Below are 26,512 nucleotides of genomic sequence, written 5' to 3' on the forward strand. Positions count from 1 at the left end.
CGCCGATACGTCGTCTAGGGGAGATGCAGCATGGGAGAGCTTTATATCCCGCGTGATCAACAGAATGCGCTCGCAGCGATCGATACCAGCGAATTGGAAAGGCTCCTCGACCAAGCGATTCAGGAGGAGCGATCAAGTGCTTTGCACCGATTAGCTCTCGCGAGCTGTGGCCCCTATGTTGCCGGCAAATACCAGTCCTTCTACGAGGCGTTGGCGAAACATCGCGACGCCAAATCATCTCGGAAGCGGGAGCAAACGGGGGACACGCTTCGACGCGCCGCTCGTGATGTGTCCTTCGCCGTCCGAAGTATGAAGCAACGGATTGAAACGGAACAGAAGGAATCGGAACTCTTCGTTATCGACGACCACATCATGCAGCCTTTTCACTTCAGCAAACATATGAGTGTCAGGGTGAGCTATCGGTGGCGACGGACTGTCGATGACGACTGGAACCACGGCAGCATCACGTTTGTCCATGATGTCGACCTGCGTCCCGACTATACGACCCCGGCTCCCAAGCGAAAGCCGAGCGCGGCCAAGCGGGAGGAGGAGCTACAGTACAGGCTGTATCAAACCTGGGAGCATCTCATGAGAGGAGCGCTCTATTCGGTCAGGGATTATTTCAGGGACGGTGGTGACGGCGAGAAGGTCCCGGAGACCTTCAAGGTGACGGTCGATTCTTATTCGCGCGGCCTGAACAACTACAGCACGCAGTTCTGGCGTGAGCAGCCTTGAGCTCCTTCTTCGTTCGGGATGGTTGAAGGATGACGATCGCGGCGCCTACGCGCCGCCGAACTTCCAGACCAGGATGCCGAGCTTCTTGGCCTTGTCGGCTAGGTTGTCGTTGATGCCCGTGCCGGGGAAGTGCATCACGCCCGTCGGCACGATATTGAGCATTTCATCGTTGCGCTTGAAGGGCGCGGCGCGGCCGTGCTTCGTCCAGTCGGGCGCAAAGCCGATTTGTGGCACGTTGCGGTTCGTCGCCCAGAGCGACGCGATCTTCTCGGTGCCCTTCGGTGACTTGCCGTGAACCAGCACCATGTCGGGGTGCTTCTCATGCACCTGATCGAGCTTGGCCCAGATCAGCCGGTGATCATTGAAGTCGAGCCCGCCGGTGACGACGATCTTCGGACCCGGCGGTAGGAGCACTTGCTGCTCTGCCCGCTTCTTCGCCATGAGGAAGTCGCGGCTGTCGATCATTGCCGAGGTCAGGTTGCGGTGGTTGACCTTTGAGCCTGTGCGGGGGAGCCACGGCTTGCCGATCTGGCGTTCGTAGTGTTCGGCGGCCTGGTCGCGCATCAGCTCGAAGGCGTTCTGCCGTTCGATGAGCGTCTTGCCCTCGGCGATCTGGCGCTCGAGTTCGACCGACTTCACCTCGCTACCGTCCTGCTGCCGCTGCGAGCGCCTCTGCGCCTGCTCATTGTCGTCGAGTTCGCGGCCGATCCGCTCAGTGGCGCGGTGGAAGACATTGACGGTCGACCAGAGAAGATCGTCGAGGTCGGGTTCGAGGCGGGTGTCCTCCAAAGTCGAGATCAGGGCGTCGAAGATGTCCGCGAGCGCGCCTGCGACCTGATTGCCGTCGGGCAGGAGACGCTGGTCGGGCTCGTCGGCGAAGGGACGGTAGCCGTGAAGCTGCAATTCGTTGAGGACGTGGTCGGTGGGCGAGGATTCGTGGTGGGGCTCGTAGTCGTCGTGCTCGCGCATGGGATGCTCCTTTGGCTGGACCGCGACCGTCGCGGCCTTCATGGCGACGGAGCCCACTGGCGGAGCGGACCTGCACCCGGCGTGCGCGCCGGGCCGGAGCGAATGCGGAGGATGCCGGAGGCCGGCTATTTTGGCTCGCGATGGAAAGGCCCGTAGGGCCGCCGGAAAATAGTCGGCCGCAGGCATTGCCTGTCCGAGCCGCCTGTGGGCCGATCGCCCTCTCGAAGGCCGAGGCGTGGTCCTCTCCGAAGGGTCGTGCATCCGTGCGAGCATGACGGCGGCGACATGCCGCCAACGTCAGTCCCCGATCTATGCCGCCAGCGACATGAAGCGGGCGACGTCCTGCGGTGCGAGCTGAACCCGGATATGCGCCATCACCGCGTCCCGGCCGAATGTGCGGAGATCCTCGTTGAAATCCCCGAGCATGGGGGACAGGGCAATTGCCTCGATCCCGACCGCGTTCGCCCGTTCGATCAGCGTGTTTCGCGCACCATCCCCGGCGCGATCGTTGTCGCTGATGACATAGAGTCGGCGTAGCGCGTCGTGGAACTGGATGGCCATGAGATGAGCCGCGGAGAGTGCCGCCGCTGCCGACATGCCGGGCATGACTTCACGGGCGGAGAGCACGCTTTCGATGCCTTCGCCGGCCGCCATCACCTCGCCAGAGAGCCCGAAGCGGACCGCGTGCCCGAGAAGCTCACCCATCGCTTTCCGCTGGATGTCGATCGGCGCCTTGCCGGAGCCATCCGGGGCGAGCCAGGTCCGATGCGCGCCGGTGATCCTGTCGGAGAGGTCGGTGACGATGCCGATCATTGCCGGCCAGGTCTCGGTTGGGCTGTGCTCGTCCGGTCGATAGTAGCAACGCGGGTGGAAACGCAGGTTTCCGGTTCCATGCAAAGCCGTAATCCCGCGACCGCGCAAATACGCTTCTACGAGCGTGCCGCCGATTGGCTGACACATGGCGACCAGCCGCCGTGCGGCCTCGGCCGATCCCGATGGTGCGGGCGTGGGCGCGTGCTGTTTCGGCTGCGGCTCGGGATCGGGAGGTGGCAGGCTGAGGAATAGACGTGCCTCCTCGGCGACGTCGGCGAAGTCGATGAGACCCAGCGATTCACGGATCACGTCGAGCAGATCACCATGCTCGCCCGTCGCGGCGTCAGTCCATTTGCCAGCGGGGCCTTTGACGGTGTCCTTGAGGCGCACGAACATGGATCGGCCTGGCGTGTTGCGGACATCGCCGACCTGCCAATAGTTGCCCTGTCGGCGGCCCGCGCTGAGATAATGCCGACACACCGCCTCGGCCTGTCTGCCGAGACGGGATGCGAGATCGGAGGCATCGCGACGAGCCATTATGCTGCCTCCCGTTCGCCGATACGCGCGACCGGATAGGTGTCGAGCAGTTTGCCGATGACGGATGGTCCGGAGGCATCGACCGGCACGAAGAAGCGCAGCTTCCAGGTGATGATCTCCGCGAACAGGCCATAGGCCCGCAAGCGATCCCGCATGGCCTCGGTGAAGCCGGAGAGTTCGATGCGGTTGGCGCCCATCACGCGGACGCGACGGAGCTGGAGCCCTTCGGCCAGATCGAGGATCGTCCGCCCATCGATCAGTGCGGCATAGGCAGCATCGGCTGAAAGGCTTGCTGCACCTGTGGACGCCGCGTTCGCGGCCCAGGCCGGCGAAACGCGGCGACCGATGATGCGCTCGCCGTCATCGGTCTGGAGGCGATAGACCCGCGTCGACTCGTTCGGCAGGCGCTTCCAGACCGGCAGGAGAAGTCCGGCGACGATGTGGATGGTGCTTTCCGAGTAGGTGGGCACCTCGGCGATTTCGCGATTCCACGCGGCGACGAAGGTGGCGCGGTCGACGTTGTCCCAATGGCTGTCGGCCATCATCTTCAGCGAAGCATGATGATGCTCCATGGGGCGGATCAGCCGCACGCGGCGTTCGATCTCGCCATCGTCGAGCATCAGCGACGGAGCGGGAACCTGTATGGCGGCGCGGCCGGACTTGCCGTTGACGAGCAGCCTGCCGCCATCCCCTTCGGCATAGCCGAGCGCATCGTTCAGCGTCGTTGGCCGGTTGCGCCGCTGCTCCGCGATCGTGAGCAGGCGCGTCTGCGCGCCGGTCGCGGGATGGGTGTAGATGGAGGTGCGGTCGGTGACGACGAAGCTTTCCGCCGTCAGCGTCTCCAGCCCGATGTCGTAGACCCCGCTGGCGATGGCGCCCGTTACCTTCGCATCAAGCAACTGCTCGAAGGCCGTGAACAGAATGCCCTGCAACTCGATGGTGAGCGCGAGCAGCCGGTTCAGGAACGTGGTGATCGGCGGCAGTTCATCCTTGATGCCGTTGTCGTCCATCAGCTTCAGACCGGTGGCCGACTCGAAGCGGTCGAGCGAGCAGCCCTCGATCTTGCCGCGCACGATCAGTAGGTAGAGCTGTCGCAGCGCATCGCGGGCGTAGCAGGATTCCAGATTGTCCTCCGGCCGGAACAGGCCCTGGCCGCCGGTCTGGCGCTGCCCTCGCGTGATCGCGCCGAGCGTATCGAGCCGCCGCGCGATCGTGCTGAGGAAACGCTTTTCCGCCTTCACATCGGTCGCGATCGGGCGGAAGAGCGGCGGTTGCGCCTGGTTGGTCCGGTTGGTGCGGCCGAGCCCCTGAATGGCGGCGTCGGCCTTCCAGCCCGGCTCGAGCAGATAGTGGACACGCAACCGCTGATTTTTAGCGGACAGCTCGGCATGGTAGCTGCGGCCGGTTCCACCGGCATCGCTGAAGACGAGCACGCGCTTCAGGTCGTCCATGAAGGCGGCGGTCTCGGCGAGGTTCGCCGAAGGCGCGCGGTTCTCGACGGCCAGGCGGTCGCCCTTGCGAACGATGCGCCGCGAGCGGCCCGTGACCTCTGCCACCATGTCGGTGCTGAAGCGCTGCACGATCTGGTCGAGCGCGCCCGGCACGGGCGGAAGCGACGCGAGGCGTTCGATCAGTTCGTCGCGTCGGGCGACGGCTTCGCGGCTCTCGACGGGCTGGCCATCGCGATAGACCGGACGTGACGACAGATTGCCCTCGCCATCGGTGAACGGCTCGTAGAGCTGCACCGGGAAGGAGTGGGCAAGATAATCGAGCACATATTCGCGCGGCGTGATGTCGACGCGAACGTCGTTCCATTCCTCGGTCGGGATCTCGGCCAGGCGACGTTCCATGAGTGCTTCGCCTGTCGATACGATCTGCACCACGGCGGCATGCCCGGCCTCCAGATCGCGCTCGATCGAGCGGATCAAGGTCGGCGTCTTCATCGAGGTCAGCAGATGACAGAAGAAGCGCTGCTTCGCGGATTCGAATGCCGAGCGGGCAGCCGACTTAGCCTGCCGGTTCAACGTCCCCGTCGAGCCGGTGATGTTGGCGGCCTGCATCGCCGCGTCGAGATGATTGTGGATGATGGCGAACGCGCCGGCATAGGCATCATAGATGCAGCGCTGCTCATCGGTCAGCGCGTGCTCGACCAGCTCATATTCGACACCATCGTAGGAGAGCGACCGGGCGGTGTAGAGGCCAAGTGCACGCAGATCGCGGGCGAGCACTTCCATCGCCGTGACGCCGCCGTCCTCGATGGCTTCGACGAACTCGGCCCGCGTGGCGAACGGGAAATCCTCGCCACCCCAGAGGCCGAGCCGCTGGGTATAGGCAAGATTGTGGACGGTGGTCGCGCCGGTGGCGGAGACGTAGACGACGCGGGCGTTCGGCAGGGCATGCTGAAGCCGCAAGCCCGCGCGGCTCTGCTGCGATGGAGCGACATCGCCCCGTTCTCCCTTGCCGCCGCCGGCGTTCTGCATCGCGTGGCTCTCGTCGAAAATGATCACTCCGTCGAAGTCGGAGCCCAACCATTCGACGATCTGCCGCACGCGCGAAACCTTCTCGCCGCGGTCGTCGGAGCGCAGCGTGGCGTAGGTTGCAAATAGGACGCCTTCCGACAGGGTGATAGGCTTGCCCTGCGGGAAGCGTGAGAGCGGCGTGACCAGCAGGCGCTCCATGCCGAGCGCTGACCAGTCGCGCTGCGCGTCCTCGATCAGCTTGTCGGATTTGGAGATCCACACCGCCTTGCGGCGACCGCGCAGCCAGTTGTCGAGGATGATCGCGGCCGACTGGCGGCCTTTGCCGGCACCGGTGCCGTCGCCGAGCATGAAGCCGCGCCGGAAGCGGACGGCGTTTGTGGCGTCAGCCGGCGCGGCCTGAACAAGGTCATAAGTCGCGTCGACCGTCCATGATCCGGCGAGATATTCGCCATGGGCTTCACCGGCATAGATGACGGTTTCGAGCTGGGCGTCGGACAGAAGCTCGTGGATGTTCGCCGGCAGGATCGGGGGATAGCTCGGCTTGGGCGGCGCGACGCTCGCCATGGCGGCGGACTGCACCAGCTTGGTCGGATGGGGCTGAGCGCCGGGAATGCGGATCGACTGCAATCCGAATTCCTCATAGATCGCGTCGGTCAGGCGCGTGCCGTCGGGCGGCGTCCAGTCGACGGTCTCATAGGCAAGCTCGATCCCCTCGGGATCTGCCGCCACCGCAGCGGGCTGCGAGGTGGCCGCGCGCGCGAGATAGCCGCGCACCGTCCTCGGCGCCGCGACGGGGAGCGGAGCGGCGATCGCCGCCGGCAGTTCAACCGGCAGGCGCGGAGGGACATGGGCCTCGATCCAGGTGAGCAGCGTGGCGACGTCTGGCGCCATGCCGGGTGAAGCTGGGAACATCGCGGGGTCGTCGGCGGGTCGCTTATCGATGACGGTGAGCCGCGTCGGGAAACTCGTGCCGTGCCTGGCATACACGGCCCCGGCGATGGCGGCGGAGAAGACGATCGTGCCGCGCTCCTGCAGGCGGACGAAGGCGTCGCGCCAGTCCGCCAGGTCCGGCCCGACATTGGCGCCGGTGATCGCCACCATGCGGCCGCCCGGTGAGAGCCGGTTCAGCGCGGAGGCGATATGGCGAAACCCGGCGTCGGCGACGCGGCCGGCGACATGCGCCATCGCCGAGAATGGCGGGTTCATCAGCGCGACGGACGGGATCGCGGCGCGATCGAGATGATCATCGATCTGGGCGGCGTCCAAGCGGGTGATGGGAAGTGCCGGAAAGAGTGAGGCGAGCAGATCGGCGCGGGTCTCGGCCAGCTCGTTGAGGATGAGCGAACCGCCGGCCGTCTGGGCGAGGATCGCGAGAAGGCCGGTGCCGGCCGATGGTTCCAGCACGCGATCGGTCGGCGAGATGGCGGCGGCCGTCAGCGCGGCCAAGCCGAGCGGCAGCGGCGTCGAGAATTGCTGGAGCGCTTGCGATTCCTCTGACCGGCGCGTGTGCGTCGGCAGCAGGTCGGCGATCTTGGTCAGGACGGAAAGACGCGCAGCCGGAGAAGCGGCTTTGCGGAACAGCGCCTTTCCGTATTTGCGCAGGAACAGGACGGTCGCGACCTCGCACGCTTCATAGGCGGTTTTCCAGGTCCAGAGACCGGAGGCATCGGATGCGCCGAAGGCATTCTCCATGGCGCCGCGCAGAACCGTGGCGTCAATTCGGGCGCCGCGCTCGAAATGCGGGAGAAGGAGATTGGCGGCCGACAGGATGGCCGCGGCGGGATTGGTGGACGCCGAGGCGTGCGGCAGCGGCGCGGCCGGCGAACCGGACACGGAAGACAGGATGTTCATGGCGGGAAACCTCGAAGAGAGCGGGAACGGATGGGCCCGGGGGCGCTCTCTCTCGAACCGCCCGGACTCACCTCGTCCCGGCGGACCTCTGACTCTCAGGCATCGGACATGAAAAAAGCGCCCGACCGCGAGGTGGGCGCTTTTTCGTCAGGTATCGGGATCGCCCTCCGACAACACCGTGTCGAGCCAACCATCGGTGTAGGTCCATGCGATCGTCTCGCCGGTCGCGAGATCGAGCACATGCGCGCCGCCGCCAAAACCGTCGAGGCGTGGCCGTGAGCAGGTGTTGGCGTATTGGAATCCCCAGCGGCCGGTGAGGCCGAACGTGGCGGCGCAGCGCTTCACGAACTGGATCAGTCGCTCGGGATCGCCGGTGACATCATCGCGCATCCAGAGTTTGGTGCCGCCGTGCTCGGGCTGGATCGAGAGGAGGAATCCTTCAGAAGGCGGCTCTTCCGATGCGCCTTCCCTGGAGAGGGCATTGTAGAGATCGAGCGCGCGGGCGGCGTTTTCGGGTGTGCCGACATCGAGCGGGCACGAGAAATGGGTGAAATAGTCAGCCATCGCAGGCTCCTGAAAACGAAAAGCCCGGCGCGAGGCCGGGCTTTTGGGGAATGGGATGAAGCGGTCGGGTCAGTAGCCGAACCGCCAGGACGGCCAGGGCTGGCCGTTGTCGGCTGCGGCGACGGCCGCGGCGAGATAGTACGTATCGCCCTCGACGACGGTCGGATCGTGCACGGGCGTTTCGTCGATGACGGTGACGCAGGTCACGTGATCATCTTCGATCTCGACATGAACGGGAACGAGGAACTGGATGACGACGCGCCGACCGACGGCCTGATGATGGATGGGCATGATGATCTCCGTGGGAAGGTGCGGAGAGCGGCCGAAACCGCCCCCCGCAATGCACGTCATTCGGCGGCAGCGAGAACTTCCTCATCCTCGGCATCGGCGTCGTCGTCTTCGTCACCATCCGCGGTGAGGAAGTCCGGCAAGGCCGCGTCTTCTCCCGCAACGCCGTGTTCGGCCGCGACCTGCTGCTCGCCATCGAGCGGCGCGAGCCGCAGCGGCTCCGGCAACCAGCCTGTGTCGGCCAGGAGGCGTTCGGCTTCCTTGGCCATATCGCCCTTCTTCAGGTGGTCGATGAGCTGCGCTGCCCGCTCGCCGGCGCCTTCGCGGACGGCTTCCAGGATGCGGGGCTTGGTGACGTGGCCGAGATAGTTGCCGACCGTCGGCTTCCAGCCAGCCGCCACCATGTCGAGCCCTGTCGCGCGTGCGAGCCGATCGGCCTGCGCCAGGCGCACGTCGAGGCCATGCTGGCTGACGCCCGAGCCGGAATACGGGTTCGGACGCTCGAAGAGCGCGTTTACGCCATAGCTGATGCAGAGAGCCAGCAGGTCCATGCGCGTACCGTCATCGAGATGGGTCAGCCAGTCCCACAGCGCCTGATCGTCGGCGGGGACGTGATCCCCCCAGCGCTCATGGCGTTCGTTGACTGCCCGCGCCGAGGGGCTGTCCTTCAACTCCCCGGATTGGGCCGAGAAGAAAATATGGCGGACATTGGCCTCGAGGCAGCCGGTCGGCGCGGTATGACGGAAGGTGTCGCTGACGAGCTTGTGCAGCAACATCGTCATCGCGACTTGGGGATTTTCCGCCAACGCATTGCGCAGCGCGAGTGTGCGTTGGGCGGTCAGTTCGATGACGAGGCGTTCGGGCAGCGGCTTCCAGCCGTCATCCTCGTCCTCCTCTTCGGTCCGGACCGGCTGGCCGCCGATCGTGATGACCGCGCGCTGGATGGTCGGCGTGCGGATTTCGCCGGTATCAGGATCGACCTCTTCGTCCTGCGTGTCGCCATCCACGATCTGGGTCGGCTGCTCGTCTTCGGGGCGGACGTAGCCACGATCGATGGAAAGCGAACCGTCGGCATCGATGCTGACGAACACGCCGGCGATGGCGACCTCGTCCGGGTCGTAGCGAACGGGACGATCGTCGAGGGCTTCGATGGCCGCTTCGATCTCGCTCAGTCGGGCATCGACTTCGTCCGGAAGCTCATCCGCGTCCTCATATTCGGCGACCAGGCGGTCGAGTTCCTCCTGCAGCGCGTCGCGCGTGGTCTGCTCCTCCCCGGTGATGTCGATCGGAACGCCTTCGATCTCGCGGAGACCATGGGTGACGCCGTAGGGAATGCTGACGGCGGCTTCGACCCATTTCCAGCCGTGGCTCGCGACCTCGTCGGCGATCGCCGTCAGTTTTTCGGAGACGAGGCGGTCCAGCAGGCCGATGTCCTGAAGCCAGCCGCCATCGTCGGACTCGAACAGGTCGCGCAGAACCGTCCCGCCCGCCGCCTCATAAGCATCGACGCCGACGAAGACCGCGCGCTTGTCAGAGGCGCGGACCGTGGTTTCGGTCAGCATGCGCCGGATATGAAACGGCTCCTTCTGCCAGCTATTGCAGACGGTCTCCCAGACCTGCGCCTGACGAGCATGGTCGTGCGACACGCTGAAGGCCATGAGCTGTTCGAGCGTCATGCCGTCATCGGCATAGACGTCCAGCAGGGTCGGCGAGACCGACACGAGGCGCAAGCGCTGCTTCACCACGTTGACTCCGACGAAGAAGGCCGCGGCGATGGCCTCTTCGGTCATGCCCTTGTCGCGCATGGTCTGGAAGGCGCGGAATTGATCGAGCGGATGAAGCGGTGCGCGTTCGATGTTCTCGGCGAGCGACACCTCGTCGATGAGAATGCCGGCGTTCGCGGCCGACACGACGCAGGGGACCGGCGTGGTCTTATTGAGCCGCTTCTGTTTGGCGAGCATTTCCAGCGCGCGATAGCGGCGGCCGCCGGCGGGCACCTCGAACATGCCGGTTTCCTGACCGTCACCGTCGAGGAGCGGACGCACATGAAGGCTCTGGATCAGGCCGCGACGGGCGATCGATTCGGCCAGCTCGTCGATCGAGACGCCGGCCTTCACCCGGCGGACGTTCGACTGGCTGAGTACCAGCTTGTTGAAGGGAATGTCGCGCGAGGACGACAGGGTGATTTTCTGAACGGCAGTTGCCATGTTCCTTACTCCGCGACGGGCGCCGAGAGCCTCTCTCTCGAACCCAAACCCGTCACGAAGCGAAGCGCCGCCCTCTCACTCTTGGAGGGCGGCGCAACGGGAACCGAAGAACGGAAAGGCACGAAAGCGCAGAGCCGGAGACACGGAAAACCACATTTCCGGCTTCACGGAGATCAGGCGGCGCGGTCGAGCAACTTCTTGGCCTTGCCCTCCAGTTCGAGCCGCGCGTCCTGGTTGGTCTTTTCGCGGGCAACGGCGGTGATGCCTGCGACGAAGTCGAAGATCGACTCCGGCGGGCGGCCTTCCTCGGCCAGGACTGTCTCGATGATCTTGCCGGTCTCGGCTTTCGAGAAGCCGCGTTTGCGCAGGAATTCCGTGCGGTCCTCGTCGGACTTGGCCACGATCCGCTCGCGCGCCGCCTTGATGCCGTTGACGAAGGGCATGGGCGAGGAATTCGCGAAGTTCAGCAGCGCCGGAGCCGCTTCGTGGGCGAAGCGGGACGCCGCGTATTTGCTATGGCGGATGGTGATTTCCTCGAAATCTTCCACGCCCCACAAATTGCGATTCTGGCAGACCGCGCGGAGATAGAAGCTCGCCATGCCGAGCGTCTTCGCGCCGACTTCGGAATTCCAGCAGTAGAAGCCGCGGAAATAGAGGTCGGGCGAACCGTCGGGGAGCCGGCCGGCCTCGATGGGGTTGAGATCGTCGACGAGGAAGAGGAATACGTCGCGGTCGGACGCATAGAGCGTCGTCGTGTCCTTCGTGATGTCGACGTGGGGATTGTAGACGCCGGTCGACCAATCGAGCACGCCAGGCACCTTCCACCGCGTATCACCCGCGCCGTTGCCGGCGATGCGCTGCACGGCTTCGACCAGCTCGTGGTCGTAGATCCGGCCATAGTCGGGGCCGGTCACGGCGCGCAACTCGATGCGGCCGTTGTCGGTTTCGAGCGTTTTGATCTGCTCGGCCCGATGCGAGGTCAGACCGTATTGCAGGTTGATGCCCGCGAGCGTTGCGGGAAGCTGGCGCAGATAGGCGGCGGGAGCGCCGACCTGGCTGGCGAGTTGACCGAAGCTCCAGTGTGTCGGCACGACGGGGGTGTCCGAGCCCGGCAGGATGAGAGACAGCCGCTCCGGATCAGTCCGGCTCGCCTCGACACGGATGAGCGCGGTGTCCACCACGCGCGTCCGGCTCCGCTCCGACCGGCTCCGCACCGATTCCGCCAGATCCGAGAGGGAGAGATAGCGCTCGTCATCGGGGCGCGAGAACCACTCGGAGGAGACGCGGCCAATCCGCTCGCCGCGGCTGACGTCCACCTTGTAGCCGCCACTCAGGTCGCGGCGGGCGTCGAGAACTCGCATGTTCATGGGATCAAACTCCATGACGGGCGCCGAAAGCCTCTCTCTCGGCACTCAACCCGTCACGGAAATCCCGTCCGCGCTCTCACTCTCTGGGGGCGTTGCGGGGTCTCCCCGCAGAAGGGGTCGGCCGAGACCTTGGCTCGGCCGCAGGGGAAGGCGTTCCCCTTCCTCCATTCACACCGTCCCTAAAGCGTTAGCAGATAAGCTCTCATCCCGAGAAACATCACGGCCACCGGTCCGCCCAACATAAGGGCAATGCAGCCCAGGAGGCGCAATTTGAGCGGATTGCTAATCTGGAGGTTGCGCTTGCGTACCTCGATATTTCTTCGCGACCCCGATCTTGATCGGGGAGCATCCGCCTCGTCATACGCCCTCCTACACATTCCAAAGGTCGTCCGGGCCGAGATAGACGAGGTCGAGTTGTCCACCTTGTGCTGCGACTGTGGCCCGTAGAAGCCCGCGGCGACCTGCGTTCAATGCGTAGGGGAGGATGCCATGCGACAATCCTTCGGGTGACAGGACGAGAGGCTGGCCATTCCAGTGATACAGGGAAACCGGTGATCCTGGAGGCGGCGGCAAAGTGACCCAGTTTACATTCGCCAAATAGGTGCGCTCCGACCAAGTCTGGTTGGCGCCTGGTGCGAACTCCTGCGCGAAATCGAGCCACAGGCTTCGTGTTTCGGGCGTTGGCCAGTCCGGCTGGTCGGCAAAAGCAGCCAATTCAGGCGAGCGGAGCCAAATTCTCAAGTCGTGCCCGGTCTCGAATGTCGCCCCTGTGTCATTTACGGCTTTGATAGCGGCGAGGCGCGAGTTGAATCCAGCTTGCATCAGGATCGAGGCTGACCGGTTCATGGTGCCGGTTTCGACTGCCGACAGTGCTAGACCAAGCTCATGATCTTCTAACGCGGCAACCGCGCCGAGACCGCCAACGACATCGCCATTTGCAGCCGCTCGAACGCGTAGCGCCTCCATGGCCCATGGCAGTCGGTAGACAAGGCCATCTTCGATGAACCGCAAGCCATCACCATCGCCATTGGCGAACAAGGCCGCCAGAGGCTCTCCGCGAAGCCAAAAGCGCAGAATGTCGCGCCAGTTGCCGGGTAGCGGATCCGGCGAGAAGGGATGGAAGGGGAATACACGCTCGGCAATGCCGGTGATCGCCGCGATCGCCGCATCGCTGTCGCCAATAAGCAGAGCGCCGTTCGCCTGGACAAGCAACTGATTGGCCTCTGGTGCGACGGCATCCAGAGCTTGGCCTGCTGCCAAGCCAAGGCCCGCGAGGAAGTAGCCCTTGCGCTTTGCCGGGGTGGAGTTGGCCCAGATATGCCGACTTCGGGTCAGCAGCGTCGACTTAAAAGCGATGCGAGCTTCGTTCGAAGTTCGCAGAAGCCGTCGCTGCCATAAAGACGATTGTAGGATCGCGTCGAGCGTCGCCTCGATGTCGGCATCCGGCACGTCTTCTTCGCCAATGAGGCTGAGGATCGCGGTGTCGAGCGTCGCGAGGTGCGTTTCCCATCGCTTCCGTGCGTCATCCCGGTCTTTAGGCTTTTCGCCCGGCACCTCTGGAAAGTTCCAGGCAGCCGCGTTGTTGACGACATATTCCGTCAGATGATTGAGATCGCCGCCGACGATTTTGTGCATGCGCAGCAGAAGGGCCGTGAGCAATTGGATCAGGCCGCTTTCCATCTCGCGGGCGCCTGGGTCTCCAATCAGCTGGACCCATTCGTTGTGCTTTTTGCTCCGTCGATCCTCGAAGATCGGGAAAAGGACAAGGCCTTCGACGTCGATATAGGCTCGGCCGGCGCGCCCAATAACATTCTTGAACTCCGAGACCTTGATCATCTCACCGTTGCGATAAAGCGAGTGCATGACGACGGCGGTGGCCGACAGGTTCAGGCCCTGGGCAAGGGTCGGCGACGAGATCGTGACTTTGAGGACGCCGTCGCGAAGGAGACGTTCGACTTCCTTCCGGTAGGCCGTAGGTAAAGCACCGTGATGGAGCGCAACGCCGAGCCGGAGGCACTTCAGAATATCGCTATTCGGGCCCAGCCATTCTTCCCCCAAAGCGATGGCGGTCTGGAGCGCTGCAGGATCCACTGCCAGGAGCGACGGGAGCGCGCCGCGTTCGTGCAAATCAACGATGACCCCGGCGTATGGCTCCACGCTCCGGCGTTGCGGGCAATAGATGAGAACCGTTTGCCCTTCTTCGACCAGGCGCCAAGCCGTGGCGAGGCAAAGCTCTCGTTGGTCACAGGGGAATATCTTCGTCCGCTTCCTTTTTGGTTTGACGAAAAGCTGCGGAATGAAGCCGGCAAAGAACCGGGGCACGAACGGACGTTCGTCATCGACACGGAGGTTCAGGCGTGCATTCGGGCTGTTCCAGCCGACTTCTCCGAACCGGAGGCGGGTTGGGCGCCAATCGTTTTTGACAGGCCCGCCAGCCTGATCGCGGCGTAGCCATGCGGAGAAATCCTCCAGCTGATCTCCATCAGGGAGGATTGCAGAGAGGCACACGATCCGGCGCTGATCGGCGTCCGGTCGGCGAAGCAAGCGCTGAATCTGGACTTCGTAACGAACTTCACGTTCGCCTGGGCCAATCATATGGCCTTCATCAAAAATCAGCAGACCGACATCGTCGAGCAGTGAAGGATCATTGCGAAGCGCGAAATCGATCTTCTCCGGTGTAGCGACGACGATGTCGCGTTCTCGAATAGCGTCTTCATCGAACCCGGAGACGCCGATGCTCCCATAAAGAGCTGAAATCGTCTTTCCGAGTGGCCCAAAGGTACGTTGGAGGTTCGCTTCCGTCTGGGCTGAGAGAGCCCTTAGCGGTGTCACGAACATGACCCTCCGGCCGCCTGCAAGGCACCGGAGAATGCATAGCTCCGCAACACGGGTTTTGCCGGCGCTGGTCGGCAGTGAGACGACGAGATTATCGGACTGATCGACGGCGCGAGCCGCCGCCTCGATCTGCGACGGCCACAGATCTATTTCCGCCCTTGAGCGGCAGGCGAGCGATGCAATCAAGATCGATCGCAAACTTAGCCAGTCAGCTGCCGCACCGCCCGTGGGAGCAAGAGGGACCCTCTCATGAAAAGTGTTGGACCAGAGGTCGGACAGAAGATGAATAGCGACTCGGTGCGCCCACCATTGCGGGAGGAGGTTGAGCTCGGCACAGATGGAAAGGCTGTTCCGCAGTCGTGCGATTGCTTGCTCGACTAAGGCACGCTCACCGCGGTCGAGTGCTAAGAGGAAAATGGAGATGGCGCCGAAAAAGTTGTCGGTGAGCGCAATGTCCAGCCCTTCCCAGAGGAAGTCATGGCCGTCGCGGTCGGGAGCTGCTTCGTCAGCTGGTTGAATGGGTTCGAGCGCGAGCCGCTCTTGAAATAGGCCTGAGATTCGCGCGTCAGAGCCTTCTCCATCGAGGCGATAATTATGGACCCGTGCGCGGAGACCATTGATATCCCGGCGCATCAGCTGCGCCAAAGCGCGCTCAAGTGGCGAGAAGTTTTCTTCGTTTATAACGATCGCGAGAAGCGAATAGGCTCGGGCGGAAAGCTGCGCGAGGTGATAGCTGGCGGCCGCCATGACGAAATGGAAGTCCCGATCCGCTTCGCCGCGATCACCCTTGGCCATCACCGATTCAAGGGCGGTCGCAGCCTGCACGAAGGCGACCCGAGCCTGATCGGCATCACCAGCCATCTCAAGCATGCGAAGGCCAAGACCCAGGAGACCGTAGGCGTAGCTATGAAGATCGAAGCTGAGCTGCGGCGAGAACTGTGGCGCGTCGGGTGGTAGAACGCCGTCTCGCCATATCATGGCACGGGCCTGCCCTTGCGCGATGAGTCTACCCCGAAAGCCGGCTGCCGCTGCTTCGGTGATCGCGGCCGAGATCGTGTCAGGGTTGGTTGGCATTGGCGATCACACGATCATAGATGGCGCCGACAAAGGCTGCATGGCCATCGACGTGGAGAGCGACGCCCCACTGATGGATTTGCCCCGGGTAAGCTTGAAGTGACTGCGTCAACAATGCTTGCGGCGCGTTGCCCGAGAACGTGAACAACAGATGCTGCACACTGGCCAACGGGATACCATGACGCACTAGCGCATCGTCGATTGCGTCTGCCAGCGGTTCGTTCGCAAGTTCGAGAAGGCGCGCGGATATGAACGACAGCGCGTGCGATGAAGGGCGTCCATTGTGCTTATCAAGGCCAGCACGCGCCTCCGTGAGAGTCTGCGCGCGAAGAGAGGCCCGACTCTTTGCCTCGGTCTTGAGGAAGCGAAGTCGTTGTGTGGCTTGGTCGAGGACCATGCCGATCACGTCGTCACCGCGCATTGCCATGTTGCGATGATCTTTCCATCGCAGACGCTTGATCGGAGCGCGATAGCCGCTGTGCGCATCGATCCATTCGGTCGCGTAGATCTCCCCGAGATCCCCGGACCGGATTTGCTTTGTCTGAGGCAACAACCCTGTGACCAGATCGGCAGCCCCTGGTTTGCCGAGGCGACGCAATGCGCGTGCGACTCGCTCTTCCGCCGCATAGTGCCCAGGCACGGCCGCGGCGGACAGCTGGACGCCCGTCGGGCGGTCGGCGGCGCGAACGGTCTTGATGTGGAGGTGGTGGTTGCCGAGTGGAGTGTCGGCTCCGTCACACCAGTCGTTGAATTGCACCATGCGCTCATACCCTCTCGATTAAGCGCGGCGCAGCATTCGCGGGATGTGGACACGGTGAAAACCGTGCGTCTGCACTTGTCGGCGAAGCTTGGGTGTATCGTTGACGCCGAACGCGACGGCCGCCTTCAAGGGGCTGGCAAAGGTCGCGTAGAAGGTCCAGCGAGCGTCCTTCGGCAGAGGCGCGTTCTGCCGACGGTCGGTGATGACGACATCGCGGGGGTCTTTCGTATTGCGAAAGGCATGGAAGGTGATCCAGTCGGGCCGCCTGTAGCGTGCCGCCTTGGTGAAGGGCACCGACTGAACCTTCACGTCGCTTTGGTCGAGAACCCAATCGCGCTGTTCGAGTATCTGCCTGACCATGTGGCCGACCATCTGCTTGACGCGGTCAATCAGGACGTCTTCGCGGAACTCCTCGAGAAGCTGTTCTTCGATGCCTTCGACGGCGGGCTTTCCAAGCTCTGAGGCCGTCTCCAGGCGAGCGATAGTGGCAGGCCGCGTAAGAAACGTCCAAATGCGCTTGCCGACGTCGGACTCTGACAGCGAAGCGAATTTTTCCGGATTATAGCGAAGCATGATAAGGCCTCCTTGACCGGTCATAAATGGCCGGTCATAAATGCCTAGTCAAGGGCACCGCACGTTGAATCGCTTAGTCTGCCGGTTTGCCGCTCGTGTGCCGCTCCGATTCCGGTCGGCTGCCTCACGCTGGGTCGCTTCTCCATGTAGGCTTGGATCATCGAAAACGCGGAATGAGGTTGAGATGAAGAAGGTCGTGCCGAACGGTAAGGTCGTGAAAGCTTTGAGGGAACAGCTCGAGAGACTGTCGACCCAAAAGGAAATGGCGAATGAAATCGGCGTCAGCATTCGGATGCTTCGCATGATCGAGAATGAGAATGCGCCAATTGCAGTGTCAACGGCCGATCGGCTGGCAAAAGCGCTGCAAGTTCATCGCGAGCGCATCATCCTCGTTTCGGAAACTTTGGAGATGGCGCCGACGGGAAGCGCGCCGGATGTCTTTTCCGCGCTGATGGAGGATGACGACCGGCTCATACCCCGCAACGATTATGACATCGCCAGTGCGACGACGGATGAAGGCGCGCTTTATACGGAGGCGGCCCGCTCACACGACGTGGCCTGCATTATCGAGACGACGCTTGATGAGGAAACGGGTGCCTACGCGCAGGAGCTGTTCGATATCCTCGTCGGATTGTCCTGGTCGCAGCGAGATATTCTCGTAGACATTCCCCCTGCAACGGAGATCGCGGTTCGCCGGCGCCTGCGACAGCTCATCGTTCGTCTCAAGGGCAACGACATCTGGATCTATCACACCTCGGTCCTGAGGCGATTGCCGGAGCGCTACACGGTCGCGCCGCCGGACGAGCCTTGCTCGTATCAAAGCCGGCAGGTCGTGGCGCTTGGCCCGCCGGGTGAATATGGCGAGACTACCATGCGCGTGCCGATCGATCATGGCCAGCCGTTCATCCTTCCGGCATGGCGCAAGCTTCGCAAGAGCGACAATGAGGAGGCAGCGACAGCTTCATGATGAGACGCAATCGTTTGATCGTCGCTACATTGGGCGCACGCGCTGAAATCGAATAGAATCGCATTGGGCGGAAGTCGGGGGGGCGTATGAAGTTTAAGCTGGAAAATACTTTCGAGGACAATCTCGCCTTGTTTCAGGCTGAGGCCGAGCAGATCGATCCTGAATGCGCGAAGATCCTCTTTGACAATTTGCACCTCCTGGATTCAGGAGGTGACACCGCGCCAAGCCGGGCAACGATCGGCGAGTTTCACAAGGCGGTGCTGGCTGCACTTGATGGTCTGTCCAACCCTGCGGGCGAGGACAAGGCATGACGCGGTATTTCCTGGGCAGCCTGTCGATCGAGGGTTTTCGTGGGATCAACAATGACGGCGACCCACTCGTCCTCAAGTTCAAATCCGACGCCGTCAACTCGGTCCATGCGCCGAACGGCGTCGGTAAAAGTTCTATATTCGAAGCTGTTTGCTTCGCGATCCACGGCATCGTCCCGCGCCTGAAGGCGCTCCAAGAAGCCGAGCAGGGCGACAGCTATATCGTCAATCGCTTCCATCCCGGGCAGCAGGCGACGGTCGACCTGATATTCGCAAGCGATGACGGCTCGCCGGATGTGGCGATCAAGGTGGTGCGGGCTGCCAACGGTGCGCGCCTGGTGACTTCCCCGAGCGGTCATGCCGATCCGCAGCAGTTCCTGGCGAGTCTGCAGGAGGACTTCGTCCTCGTCGATTATAACCGGTTCGCGAAGCTCATCGACATCTCCGCCTTGGAGCGGGGGCGTTCTTTCGCATCGCTCGTGGGACTGAGCCGATACTCCCGCCTGCGTCAGGCTCTCGACGGCGCCAAGCGAACGCAAAACGTCAACAGTGATCTAGGCCTCTCTGCGCTCGATGCTGAGGTGACCACGGGCGCGCGTGCATTGAGTGCGATTGAGCGGCGGGTCATTGCCGCCCACGACGAGGTCGCCGGGGCGGGAGGCGCCGCTGTTGATAAGCTTGCCGATCTGAAGGCAGCGGTGACGGCTGCCTTGTCCGCCATCGCCTTGCTCAAGCCATTGGTCGGCGAGGGCTCGGTCATGGATTTAGATTTTGACGCCGCGGAACTCGCGATCGAGAAGGAGGAAGGCGGGGAAGCGCGAAAGAAGCTGGATGCGCTGACCAGCTCGGTCACGTCGCTGTCGGGGCTAGAGGTCACGGCGGACGAACTTGCCGATCTCGATCGGCTGCTCGAGCTGGCCGGAAGGAGAGACGACGCGGTGCGCAGCGTCGGCGCGGAATCATTGCATGCCCTTTTGCGCGATGCGCTGGCCGTGGTGTCCGGCGCCGATTGGCACGATCCGAATCAATGCCCGGTTTGCGAGGCGAAAAGTGGCGACCCGCTAAAGCCGCGGCTGGAGAGCAAGATCGCCAAATACGATGCCGCCGCCCAGCTGGGTGCCGAACTCGTCAAGGATGTCGCCACGGCACCCGGGGTCGCAAAGCTCCGTCAGCTTGAAGAGGCGGCGGCGATGGCGATCGCGACGGGCGATCGATTGCATGTCGCGTTCGACTTGGCGGCCAAGAAGGGGGATGTGACGACGTCCGACCTAGAGAGTATCAAGGCGCGTCTCGGGGTCCTCGAAACGCAGCGCGGCGAGACTCTTTCCCGGGTGCAGGGCGAGGCTGGCGCGTTGCAGGCGCGGTTGCCGCCGTCATTGGTGCAGGTGACCCGTATCCTCAGCTTTGCAAAGCAGTTCCGTGATGCCGTCCTAGAATACGAGACTGGAGCGCCGGCGCTCAAGGCGAAACAGGACAAGCTCAATCTGCTGAACCGGTGGAAGACGTTCATCACGCGCGCCGGCCAGAGCTTCGCCGATGCCGAGGCGGCGCTGGCTAACGAGCGGATTGCCGAGATTCAGACCGCCTGCCAGGATCTGTTCGCTCGCTTCGTGCGCGGCGGGCCTGATGTGAAGCCGACCCTCAGCCGGGCTCAAAACAGCGAGAACGTTGATCTGAAGCTCGCGGACTTTTTCGGCCTTCAGGATCTCAGTGCCCGGGCTCTCCTATCGGAAAGCTATCGCAACGCTGTTGCGGCCGCGATTTTCCTGGCGGCTGCGACCAAGCATAGTGGCGTTCCGCGGTTCATGGTGCTTGATGACGTGACGTCCAGCTTCGACGCTGGTCACCAGTTCGCGCTGATGGATGCTGTGCGGACGTTGCTGCGCTATGGCGCTGTGCCGGACGGGCTTCAGTTCATTTTTCTGAGCCATGACACCAGTCTGGAGAAATACTTCGACAAGCTGAACGGTACCGCGGATTGGCATCATCAGAAGTTACAAGGCATGCCGCCGAAGGGGCGGCTGATGGTATCGGCCCAGGAGGCGGATCGCCTCAAGGCGCAGGCGTTGCAGCACCTGAATGCCGGCCAGATCGATATAGGCGCACCGTTTCTGCGGCAGTATCTCGAGTACAAGCTGGGGCAGATTATCGCCAAGTTGGAGGTCCCGGTCCCACCGGACTACGCCACCCGAGGCGACAAGCGGACGCTCTCGACCTACATTGACGCGATCGGCGAGGCAGTAAAGCTGTATCACGCCGCCAATCGGTGTGTGCTTACGCCTCAGCAGATCACGGATCTCCAAAACCATCACGTACCGTCGATCGTTGGCAATTTCGTCAGTCACTACGAGACCGGGGCGGGGACGCCTTTCAACGCTTATGCCTTGTTGGGCGTGCTGCAGAGCATCGATAATCTCGCGGACTGCTTCACCTATGTCGATCCGAACAACAACCAGAAGCGTTTTTACCGCCGGTTAGACCGGCGCTAGGCCGAGTGTCGGGAAGGGCGGGATCGACGAGTCCGATCCTGCCCCTGCGAGCACAAGATCGCTGGCGAGGCTGAGGGTCTCGGTTTCGCGCTTGGTGATCCGCAAGCAGCGTCAATCGAAGTCCGGATCTGGATAGCGCTGCTCGATGACATAGCGCATGATGTTCCACCAGACGTTCTCGATCGTGTAGTCCATTGGGTTCATCTTGCGCGGGGCCCACTCGCTAAGAGTTCCTGCTATACGAACATGCCCGGGAACCTTCATCTCTGACTCTCTCTCGGGCGGCTTGCCCGATTTGACGGACAGATTGGCGACGCTGAGCGTGGTCGGTTCGTACGTGAGAGTTGCCTGCAGGAAATCGCCTTTGTCAGTAAGCGGATGAGCCGTCGTATGCGAGATGAGGGCCTTCTGCAGTTTGTCTCCCATGGCGATGTACGGTTCTAGGAGGCCGTCTGCCTGCAGGCCCAGGCGCCAACGATCGTGCGTGTCGAGTGCGCTCGGAAGGTCGCCCCAGTGGAAGTCCGCTCTCCCGCCGAAGGTGATTTTCCCGTCGCCATCAACATGCTGGCGTAGGTCATCCATCAACTCGAGGGCGCGACGCGGGTCTTTCTCGGTCAGGACGGCGTCGATGGCTCCCAATACTTCCTCCATATCGAAGACAATCTTTCTCAGCTCCTCCTTTTGGTCCACAAACATCTTCGGGATTTCGCCGACGGGGTTCGGGAGCGGAAGTGTCCAGGGAAATTCAATGTCGTCTTCACTGAAGCGTCGATATGGGATGTTGAGCTGATCCAAGAAGGCGGCCGATTGGTAGTAGGTCTGGCTCTTCAAGCTGTGCTCGATCTGATCGAGAGCGAATTTGCGCGCCTTGACGCGGAAGGTTTCCTGAAGCGCCGTGGCGCCGACAACATAGCTTTCGGGTGAATGGCTGCTGCTTATCGATAACGTATCGACTATCTGCCGTGCGGACAGCAGATACATTTCGCCGTCGTCTTCTTTCCCGACATGGAGAAGTGCGAAAAATCCTTCAAGCGGAGTTCCGCCAGCGTCAATGACGTAGCTTTTGGGGATGTGGTGCGTCGTGCGCCGGTCTTGGAAGTATTTGGCTTGGATCACGCCGACGCGGGGCGGAACTTTGTCCGTGAATCGTTGGGTCGTGGTGCGACGTTGTATGAGGAAATCGGCGCCGTCGGCGTCGACGCTCCGCTCAAGCACCCAAAATCGGTCGATTAGGAAGGAACGCGTGCGCGCTTCTCCGACAGCGCCGTTCTCCATAACCTTGAGCCACGTCGGCCAACTATCATCCACGAGGTATGTCCTGTCCTTCTAGGGTGTCGCGAAAGATGGTTTCCGCGTTAGCATTTCAGCCGTCAGTGTTTAGTGCCTTGAGTTCAGCAAGGAACACCGTCCCGATTTCCACGGCCTGTTTCGCCGTTTCAGAGTCGACGTCCACGCCGTGCGAGGCCGCGTTCATGGTTTGCAGCGCACCGAGCATCCGCTCGGTGCTGGCCGGCACTGCCCCTTGGCGGCGAAGGTCGCGCAGCATGTTCATGATGCTGGTGGGCCGATCGAAGAGGACGCCCTTCCTTTCGGCGAGCTCGCGCACCGCGCGCTCAATTTCGATGCGTAGCTTGACTACAGACATCAAAGGGAACTCTCGGGCTAACTCTGCTACCGTCGGGAGATCCTCCTCAAGCTGGGGCGGCAGCGCGGCGGAGAGCTGATACTGGGCGACGCCCATTGGCTTGCTGGAATCGCGCAGGGCGTATTCAACGATCACCTCGTTGCGCCCCTTGCACAGGATGATGCCAATGGTCGGCTTGTCGTCAGCATGGCGCAATTGCTCGTCCACGGCCGACAGGTAAAAATTCATCTTGCCGGCGAATTCGGGTTTGAAATCCTCGATCTTCAGTTCGATCACCACGAAGCAGCGAAGGCGCAGATGATAAAATAGGAGGTCGAGGTAATAATCCTGCCCGCCGACTTCGAGATGATATTGGCTGCCGACGAAGGCGAAGCCCTTGCCGAGTTCGAGGATGAGCGAGCGTAGATGCTCAATCAGGCCGCGTTCGAGATCGCGCTCCAGCATCTCGGGGCCAAGCGAGAGGAAGTCGAACGTGTAGGGATCCTTGAGGATCTGCTGGGCAAGTTCGGATTGCTCAGCGGGCAAGGTTCGCGAAAAGTTGGTGAGGGCGCTGCCTTGCCGGGCGAGAAGGTTGCTATCGATCTGGTGGACGAGAACGTTCCGGCTCCAGCCATGCTCAATCGCTTGCCGAGCGTACCAGGTGCGTTCCTCCCGTGTCTTGAGGGCGTCGAGGAGGCGGACGTTATGGCCCCAGGGCAATAGTGCAACAACCTGTTGCACGAATTCATCGTCGGGCCAGGCCTCGGCGAATGCGCGCATATATTTCAGGTTTCGAGCTGAGAGTCCCGTCATCTCCGGGAAAGCCCGGCCCAGGTCACCGGCTAGGCGGTCGATGACCTTGGCGCCCCAACCTTCACGCTCCTGCCGGCCCAGAATGTCGCGACCAATGGTCCAATAGAGGACCACCAGCTCGCGATTGATCGACAAGCCAGCCCGGTGGCGGGCGGCCGCGATCTTCTGCTTCAGGTCTCCGACGAAGGTGGCGTAGGTCAGTGCGTCGATTTCGGTAGCGGGATCGGATGTCCTTGCGCGGCGAGGGACGGGTTTCGGCGGCCGGGAAGTCATGCGGCCGCCTTCAAGCGCTTCTTCGCCAGCATGGCGCGGACGAACTTGTCCCATTTCGCCATACCGGCCCGCTTCTCCGCCATGTAGTTCCAGCGGTCGTAGTGCTTCGAGCTGACGTCCTGCAAGGCATGGTTTTGCAGGCGATCGCGGATGTCCTTCGGAACGCCAGCCTTGCCGGTCAGCGTCTTGAAGGTTCGGCGCAGGTCGCGGTTCGTCACGTAGGGGATCACGCCGCGGTCCCGCTGGCGCCACATGAACGAATAGAGTGTGCCGTGGCTGACGGGCTTCGACGGGTCCTTGGCCGAAGGGAAGAACCAGCCGTATTCGTTAACGTTGATGGATGAGATGAGCTCTGCCGCCAGCGCGGGCACCGGAACGGCATGGGGCTGCTCGTTCTTGGTTTTGGACCAGTCGATAATTTTCTCCTTGGCGTCCCATTGGTCGATGTGGAGATTCGCGATCTCCTCGACGCGCTGGCCGGTCAACATGAGGATGCGGACCGCACGGGTATACGGCGGATGGACAGGCGTGTCGGGACACTCCAGCCAGCGGTAGAGCTGAACGAATTCGTCCTCGTCGAGCCAGCGCGTGCCCTGGACCTTCGGTTCGGTCGGAATGCCTGTCGCCGGATTGAAAGGGATACGGAAGCGCCGAGCAGATTGCTGCCTGTAGTCGTTGTCGGACTTCATGCCCCAGCTAAAGGCGGCGTGGATGTAGGATCGCACATGATCCGCCATCGACTTGGCGCCGCGATCATAGATCGGGCGGATCAGTTCAATGATTTCCTCGGACTCGATCTCGCGGGCGAGGCGGTTGCGTCCGAGGGTGTCGGCAATTTTGTTCAGGCCCTTTTCGGTTTCCTTCCACGAGGGTTTGTTGGCGGCCTTGAGCGATGCTACATAGCCCTCGAAAAGATCGGCGACGGTGCCGGGGCGCGTATCGGTGGCGATCTTGATGCTTCGACCCTTCTGAATCACATCTGCATAGTCGCGCTTGAAAATCTCGCGGGCCTGGCCGAGCGTCATTGACGGGTAGGCGCCGAGCTTCTTCTTGGTTCGCTTCCCATCGCGCCACTGTTGCGCCATCCAGTCAGCTGTCACGCGCTTGGGCATGGGCTTCAGGACGAGGACGAGACGGCCTGTGCCACGCCCTTCGCCGTCGGCGAGGTTTTCTTGCTTCTGGCTCACCTCGACCCGCTTCAGCGCATGTCGGATGGCGGTGTCGGTCAGGCTTGGCATAGCGTTTCCTCCTCTTCCGCAACTGGGATCGGTCGAGGAGAAACGGGGATCGTTTGCTGGGAGCGGAAAGCCGTATTCTACCCCTTCAACCGCCCCCAATTTGCCATAACCGCCCCCTGTACGCAATCCGCAAAAATCGCGGAAACTGTTGATGTTTCAGTGGTATCGAGCGTGATCCAGCGTGATCGAAATTGGAGTAGTGGGGTGGTTATGGAACAAGATGAGGGCGGAGGCGGAAACCTCCAGCGCCCGTTTCACCACCTCCCGGGGATAGACCGGCGCATGGTCCACCGTGCCGGTCTGCAGCACCTCGTCGGCAATCAGCTGGTTGCGCTTGTCCAGGAACAGCACGCGCACCTGCTCGCGCTCGGCATAGGCCATGGCGGTGCGGCAATAGTCGATCACCGCGCTCCAGGAGGACAGGGCCGGCCGCCGTTTCACCTGGCCCTTGGCGAGGCGCTGGGCGGCCGCTTCCACCACCTTCAGCTCGGTGATGATGGCGTCGCGCATGCCCGGCACCTCGGCCAGCAGGGGCGGCGGCGCCGCCACCACCTCGGCGAACGAGCCGAAGCGGTCCACCAGCGCCTTGGCGAGGGGCTTCACGTCGCGCCGCGGAACGGCGCGGAACAGCACCAGCTCCAGCAGCTCGTAATCGGCCAGCGCCTGCGCCCCGGCCTCCCGGAACCGCGCCCGCAACCGGTCGCGATGCCCATGGAAATGGGGCGCCTCGCTCAAGCCGTCTTCCGGCGCCTCGGCCATGCGTTGCCCCGGATTTCTCAGGCGGTGAGGTAGGGCGGCTTGTGGTAGCCCTTGGGGCTGAGGGTGAAGATCTCCACCCCCGTCTCGGTCACGCCCACGGCGTGCTCGAACTGGGCGGAGAGGGAGCGGTCGCGGGTCACCGCGGTCCAGCCATCGGACAGCACCTTCACGTGCGGGCGGCCCAGGTTGATCATGGGTTCCACGGTGAAGATCATGCCCGGCATCAGCTTGGGTCCCTCGCCGCGGCGGCCCACATGCACGATGTTGGGCTCGTCGTGGAACACCTGGCCGACGCCGTGGCCACAGAAATCGCGCACCACGCTCATGTGCTGCGGCTCCACGAAATCCTGGATGGCGGCACCGATGTCGCCCACATGGCCGCCGGGGCGGATGGCGGCGATGCCGCGCATCATGGCCTCGTAGGTCACCTCCAGCAGCCGTTCCGCCCGCCGCGCCACCGGCCCCACGGGATACATGCGGCTCGAATCGCCATACCAGCCGTCCAGCACCAGGGTGATGTCCACGTTCACGATGTCGCCGTCGCGCAGCGGCCGGGCATTGGGCATGCCGTGGCACACCACGTGGTTCAGCGAGGTGCACACGGAATAGCGGTAGCCGCGATACATCAGCGTCGCGGGATAGGCGCCGTGGTCCATGGCGAAGTCGAACACCAGCTTGTCGATTTCGGCGGTGGTGACGCCGGGCTTCACCATTTCGGCCACCGCATCCAGGCAACTGGCGGTCAGGGCGCCGGCCCGGCGCATGCCCGCGAAGCCCTCGGGCCCGTAGAGCTTGATGTGGCCGGTCTTGCGCAGCGGCGCACTCGCCGCCTCAACATAGGTCATGGCACTGCTTTCAGAGGCGGGCCGGACAGGCGGGCCGCGCGCGGGATATCTCCATGAAGGAGATTTATGCGAAGCCGGCGGCAAAGCAAGCGCTGCGGGCAAAAGCGCCGGGGCGGGGCCGGTTGCGGGGGCAATTCCAACCC

The 26,512-nt window shown here is 62.9% G+C and carries 19 protein-coding genes; 4 read left to right on the top strand and 15 right to left on the bottom strand.

All coding sequences use genetic code 11. The features are described from left to right. The first annotated feature begins 30 nt into the window (after window positions 1-30). Complete coding sequence (locus ACI7BZ_RS10705) at window positions 31-735, top strand: hypothetical protein (RefSeq protein ID WP_414117146.1); 705 nt, start codon at window positions 31-33, stop codon at window positions 733-735. A gap of 45 nt (window positions 736-780) precedes the next feature. On the opposite strand, the gene ACI7BZ_RS10710 is transcribed toward ACI7BZ_RS10705, so the two are convergent. The 10 genes from ACI7BZ_RS10710 to ACI7BZ_RS10755 all read right to left on the bottom strand — a co-directional run bounded on the left by ACI7BZ_RS10710 (window position 781) and on the right by ACI7BZ_RS10755 (window position 17,053). Continuing rightward, on the bottom strand, window positions 781-1,704 hold the full coding sequence (locus ACI7BZ_RS10710; protein WP_414117147.1) for a DUF2493 domain-containing protein: 924 nt from the start codon (window positions 1,702-1,704) through the stop codon (window positions 781-783). A 309-nt stretch (window positions 1,705-2,013) separates the two neighbouring features. Then, complete coding sequence (locus ACI7BZ_RS10715; protein ID WP_414117148.1) at window positions 2,014-3,054, bottom strand: DUF7146 domain-containing protein; 1,041 nt, start codon at window positions 3,052-3,054, stop codon at window positions 2,014-2,016. Next, a complete protein-coding gene (locus ACI7BZ_RS10720) occupies window positions 3,054-7,385 on the bottom strand; it encodes a strawberry notch-like NTP hydrolase domain-containing protein (protein ID WP_414117149.1) in 4,332 nt (1,443 codons plus the stop codon). Before ACI7BZ_RS10720 ends, ACI7BZ_RS10715 begins: the two co-directional genes overlap by 1 nt. Before the next feature lie 147 nt (window positions 7,386-7,532). After that, window positions 7,533-7,949, bottom strand: coding sequence for a hypothetical protein (locus ACI7BZ_RS10725; RefSeq protein ID WP_414117150.1), 417 nt, complete (start codon window positions 7,947-7,949; stop codon window positions 7,533-7,535). Between the two features lie 69 nt (window positions 7,950-8,018). Beyond that, on the bottom strand, window positions 8,019-8,240 hold the full coding sequence (locus tag ACI7BZ_RS10730; RefSeq protein WP_414117151.1) for a hypothetical protein: 222 nt from the start codon (window positions 8,238-8,240) through the stop codon (window positions 8,019-8,021). A gap of 56 nt (window positions 8,241-8,296) precedes the next feature. Next, a complete protein-coding gene (locus ACI7BZ_RS10735) occupies window positions 8,297-10,444 on the bottom strand; it encodes a ParB/RepB/Spo0J family partition protein (RefSeq protein ID WP_414117152.1) in 2,148 nt (715 codons plus the stop codon). Between the two features lie 173 nt (window positions 10,445-10,617). Further along, a complete protein-coding gene (locus ACI7BZ_RS10740; RefSeq protein WP_414119141.1) occupies window positions 10,618-11,811 on the bottom strand; it encodes a DUF932 domain-containing protein in 1,194 nt (397 codons plus the stop codon). 369 nt (window positions 11,812-12,180) lie between these two features. Then, window positions 12,181-15,720 carry a DEAD/DEAH box helicase gene (locus ACI7BZ_RS10745; RefSeq protein ID WP_414117153.1) on the bottom strand — a complete coding sequence of 1,180 codons (3,540 nt, stop codon included), beginning with the start codon at window positions 15,718-15,720 and terminating at the stop codon, window positions 12,181-12,183. Next, a complete protein-coding gene (locus ACI7BZ_RS10750) occupies window positions 15,704-16,480 on the bottom strand; it encodes a Hachiman antiphage defense system protein HamA (RefSeq protein ID WP_414117154.1) in 777 nt (258 codons plus the stop codon). Before ACI7BZ_RS10750 ends, ACI7BZ_RS10745 begins: the two co-directional genes overlap by 17 nt. A gap of 18 nt (window positions 16,481-16,498) precedes the next feature. Continuing rightward, window positions 16,499-17,053 carry a hypothetical protein gene (locus tag ACI7BZ_RS10755; RefSeq protein ID WP_414117155.1) on the bottom strand — a complete coding sequence of 185 codons (555 nt, stop codon included), beginning with the start codon at window positions 17,051-17,053 and terminating at the stop codon, window positions 16,499-16,501. A 184-nt stretch (window positions 17,054-17,237) separates the two neighbouring features. On the opposite strand from ACI7BZ_RS10755, the gene ACI7BZ_RS10760 reads away from it, so the two are divergent. The 3 genes from ACI7BZ_RS10760 to ACI7BZ_RS10770 all read left to right on the top strand — a co-directional run bounded on the left by ACI7BZ_RS10760 (window position 17,238) and on the right by ACI7BZ_RS10770 (window position 20,817). Beyond that, complete coding sequence (locus tag ACI7BZ_RS10760; RefSeq protein ID WP_414117156.1) at window positions 17,238-18,020, top strand: helix-turn-helix domain-containing protein; 783 nt, start codon at window positions 17,238-17,240, stop codon at window positions 18,018-18,020. Between the two features lie 86 nt (window positions 18,021-18,106). After that, window positions 18,107-18,331 carry a hypothetical protein gene (locus ACI7BZ_RS10765; protein ID WP_414117157.1) on the top strand — a complete coding sequence of 75 codons (225 nt, stop codon included), beginning with the start codon at window positions 18,107-18,109 and terminating at the stop codon, window positions 18,329-18,331. After that, window positions 18,328-20,817, top strand: a complete 2,490-nt coding sequence (locus ACI7BZ_RS10770; RefSeq protein WP_414117158.1) for an AAA family ATPase — start codon at window positions 18,328-18,330, stop codon at window positions 20,815-20,817. The genes ACI7BZ_RS10765 and ACI7BZ_RS10770 overlap by 4 nt, the downstream gene beginning before the upstream one ends. A gap of 111 nt (window positions 20,818-20,928) precedes the next feature. Here ACI7BZ_RS10770 and ACI7BZ_RS10775 read toward each other — a convergent pair whose 3' ends face one another. From ACI7BZ_RS10775 to map, 5 genes are all read right to left on the bottom strand, one after another. Further along, window positions 20,929-22,125, bottom strand: a complete 1,197-nt coding sequence (locus ACI7BZ_RS10775; protein WP_414117159.1) for a hypothetical protein — start codon at window positions 22,123-22,125, stop codon at window positions 20,929-20,931. 55 nt (window positions 22,126-22,180) lie between these two features. Next, window positions 22,181-23,581, bottom strand: a complete 1,401-nt coding sequence (locus ACI7BZ_RS10780) for a PDDEXK nuclease domain-containing protein (RefSeq protein WP_414117160.1) — start codon at window positions 23,579-23,581, stop codon at window positions 22,181-22,183. Then, the gene (locus ACI7BZ_RS10785) at window positions 23,524-24,765 is read right to left on the bottom strand and encodes a tyrosine-type recombinase/integrase (RefSeq protein ID WP_414117161.1); all 1,242 of its coding nucleotides are present in this window, start codon (window positions 24,763-24,765) and stop codon (window positions 23,524-23,526) included. The genes ACI7BZ_RS10780 and ACI7BZ_RS10785 overlap by 58 nt, the downstream gene beginning before the upstream one ends. Window positions 24,766-24,921: 156 nt before the next feature. Beyond that, window positions 24,922-25,524: a JAB domain-containing protein gene (locus tag ACI7BZ_RS10790; protein ID WP_414117162.1), complete on the bottom strand. Its 603-nt coding sequence runs from the start codon at window positions 25,522-25,524 to the stop codon at window positions 24,922-24,924. Between the two features lie 17 nt (window positions 25,525-25,541). Further along, complete coding sequence (gene map, locus ACI7BZ_RS10795; RefSeq protein ID WP_414117163.1) at window positions 25,542-26,369, bottom strand: type I methionyl aminopeptidase; 828 nt, start codon at window positions 26,367-26,369, stop codon at window positions 25,542-25,544. Between the last annotated feature and the right edge of the window lie 143 nt (window positions 26,370-26,512).

It is taken from the genome of Xanthobacter sp. AM11 (assembly GCF_047444035.1).
In the GTDB taxonomy this organism is placed as follows: Bacteria; Pseudomonadota; Alphaproteobacteria; order Rhizobiales; family Xanthobacteraceae; genus Xanthobacter.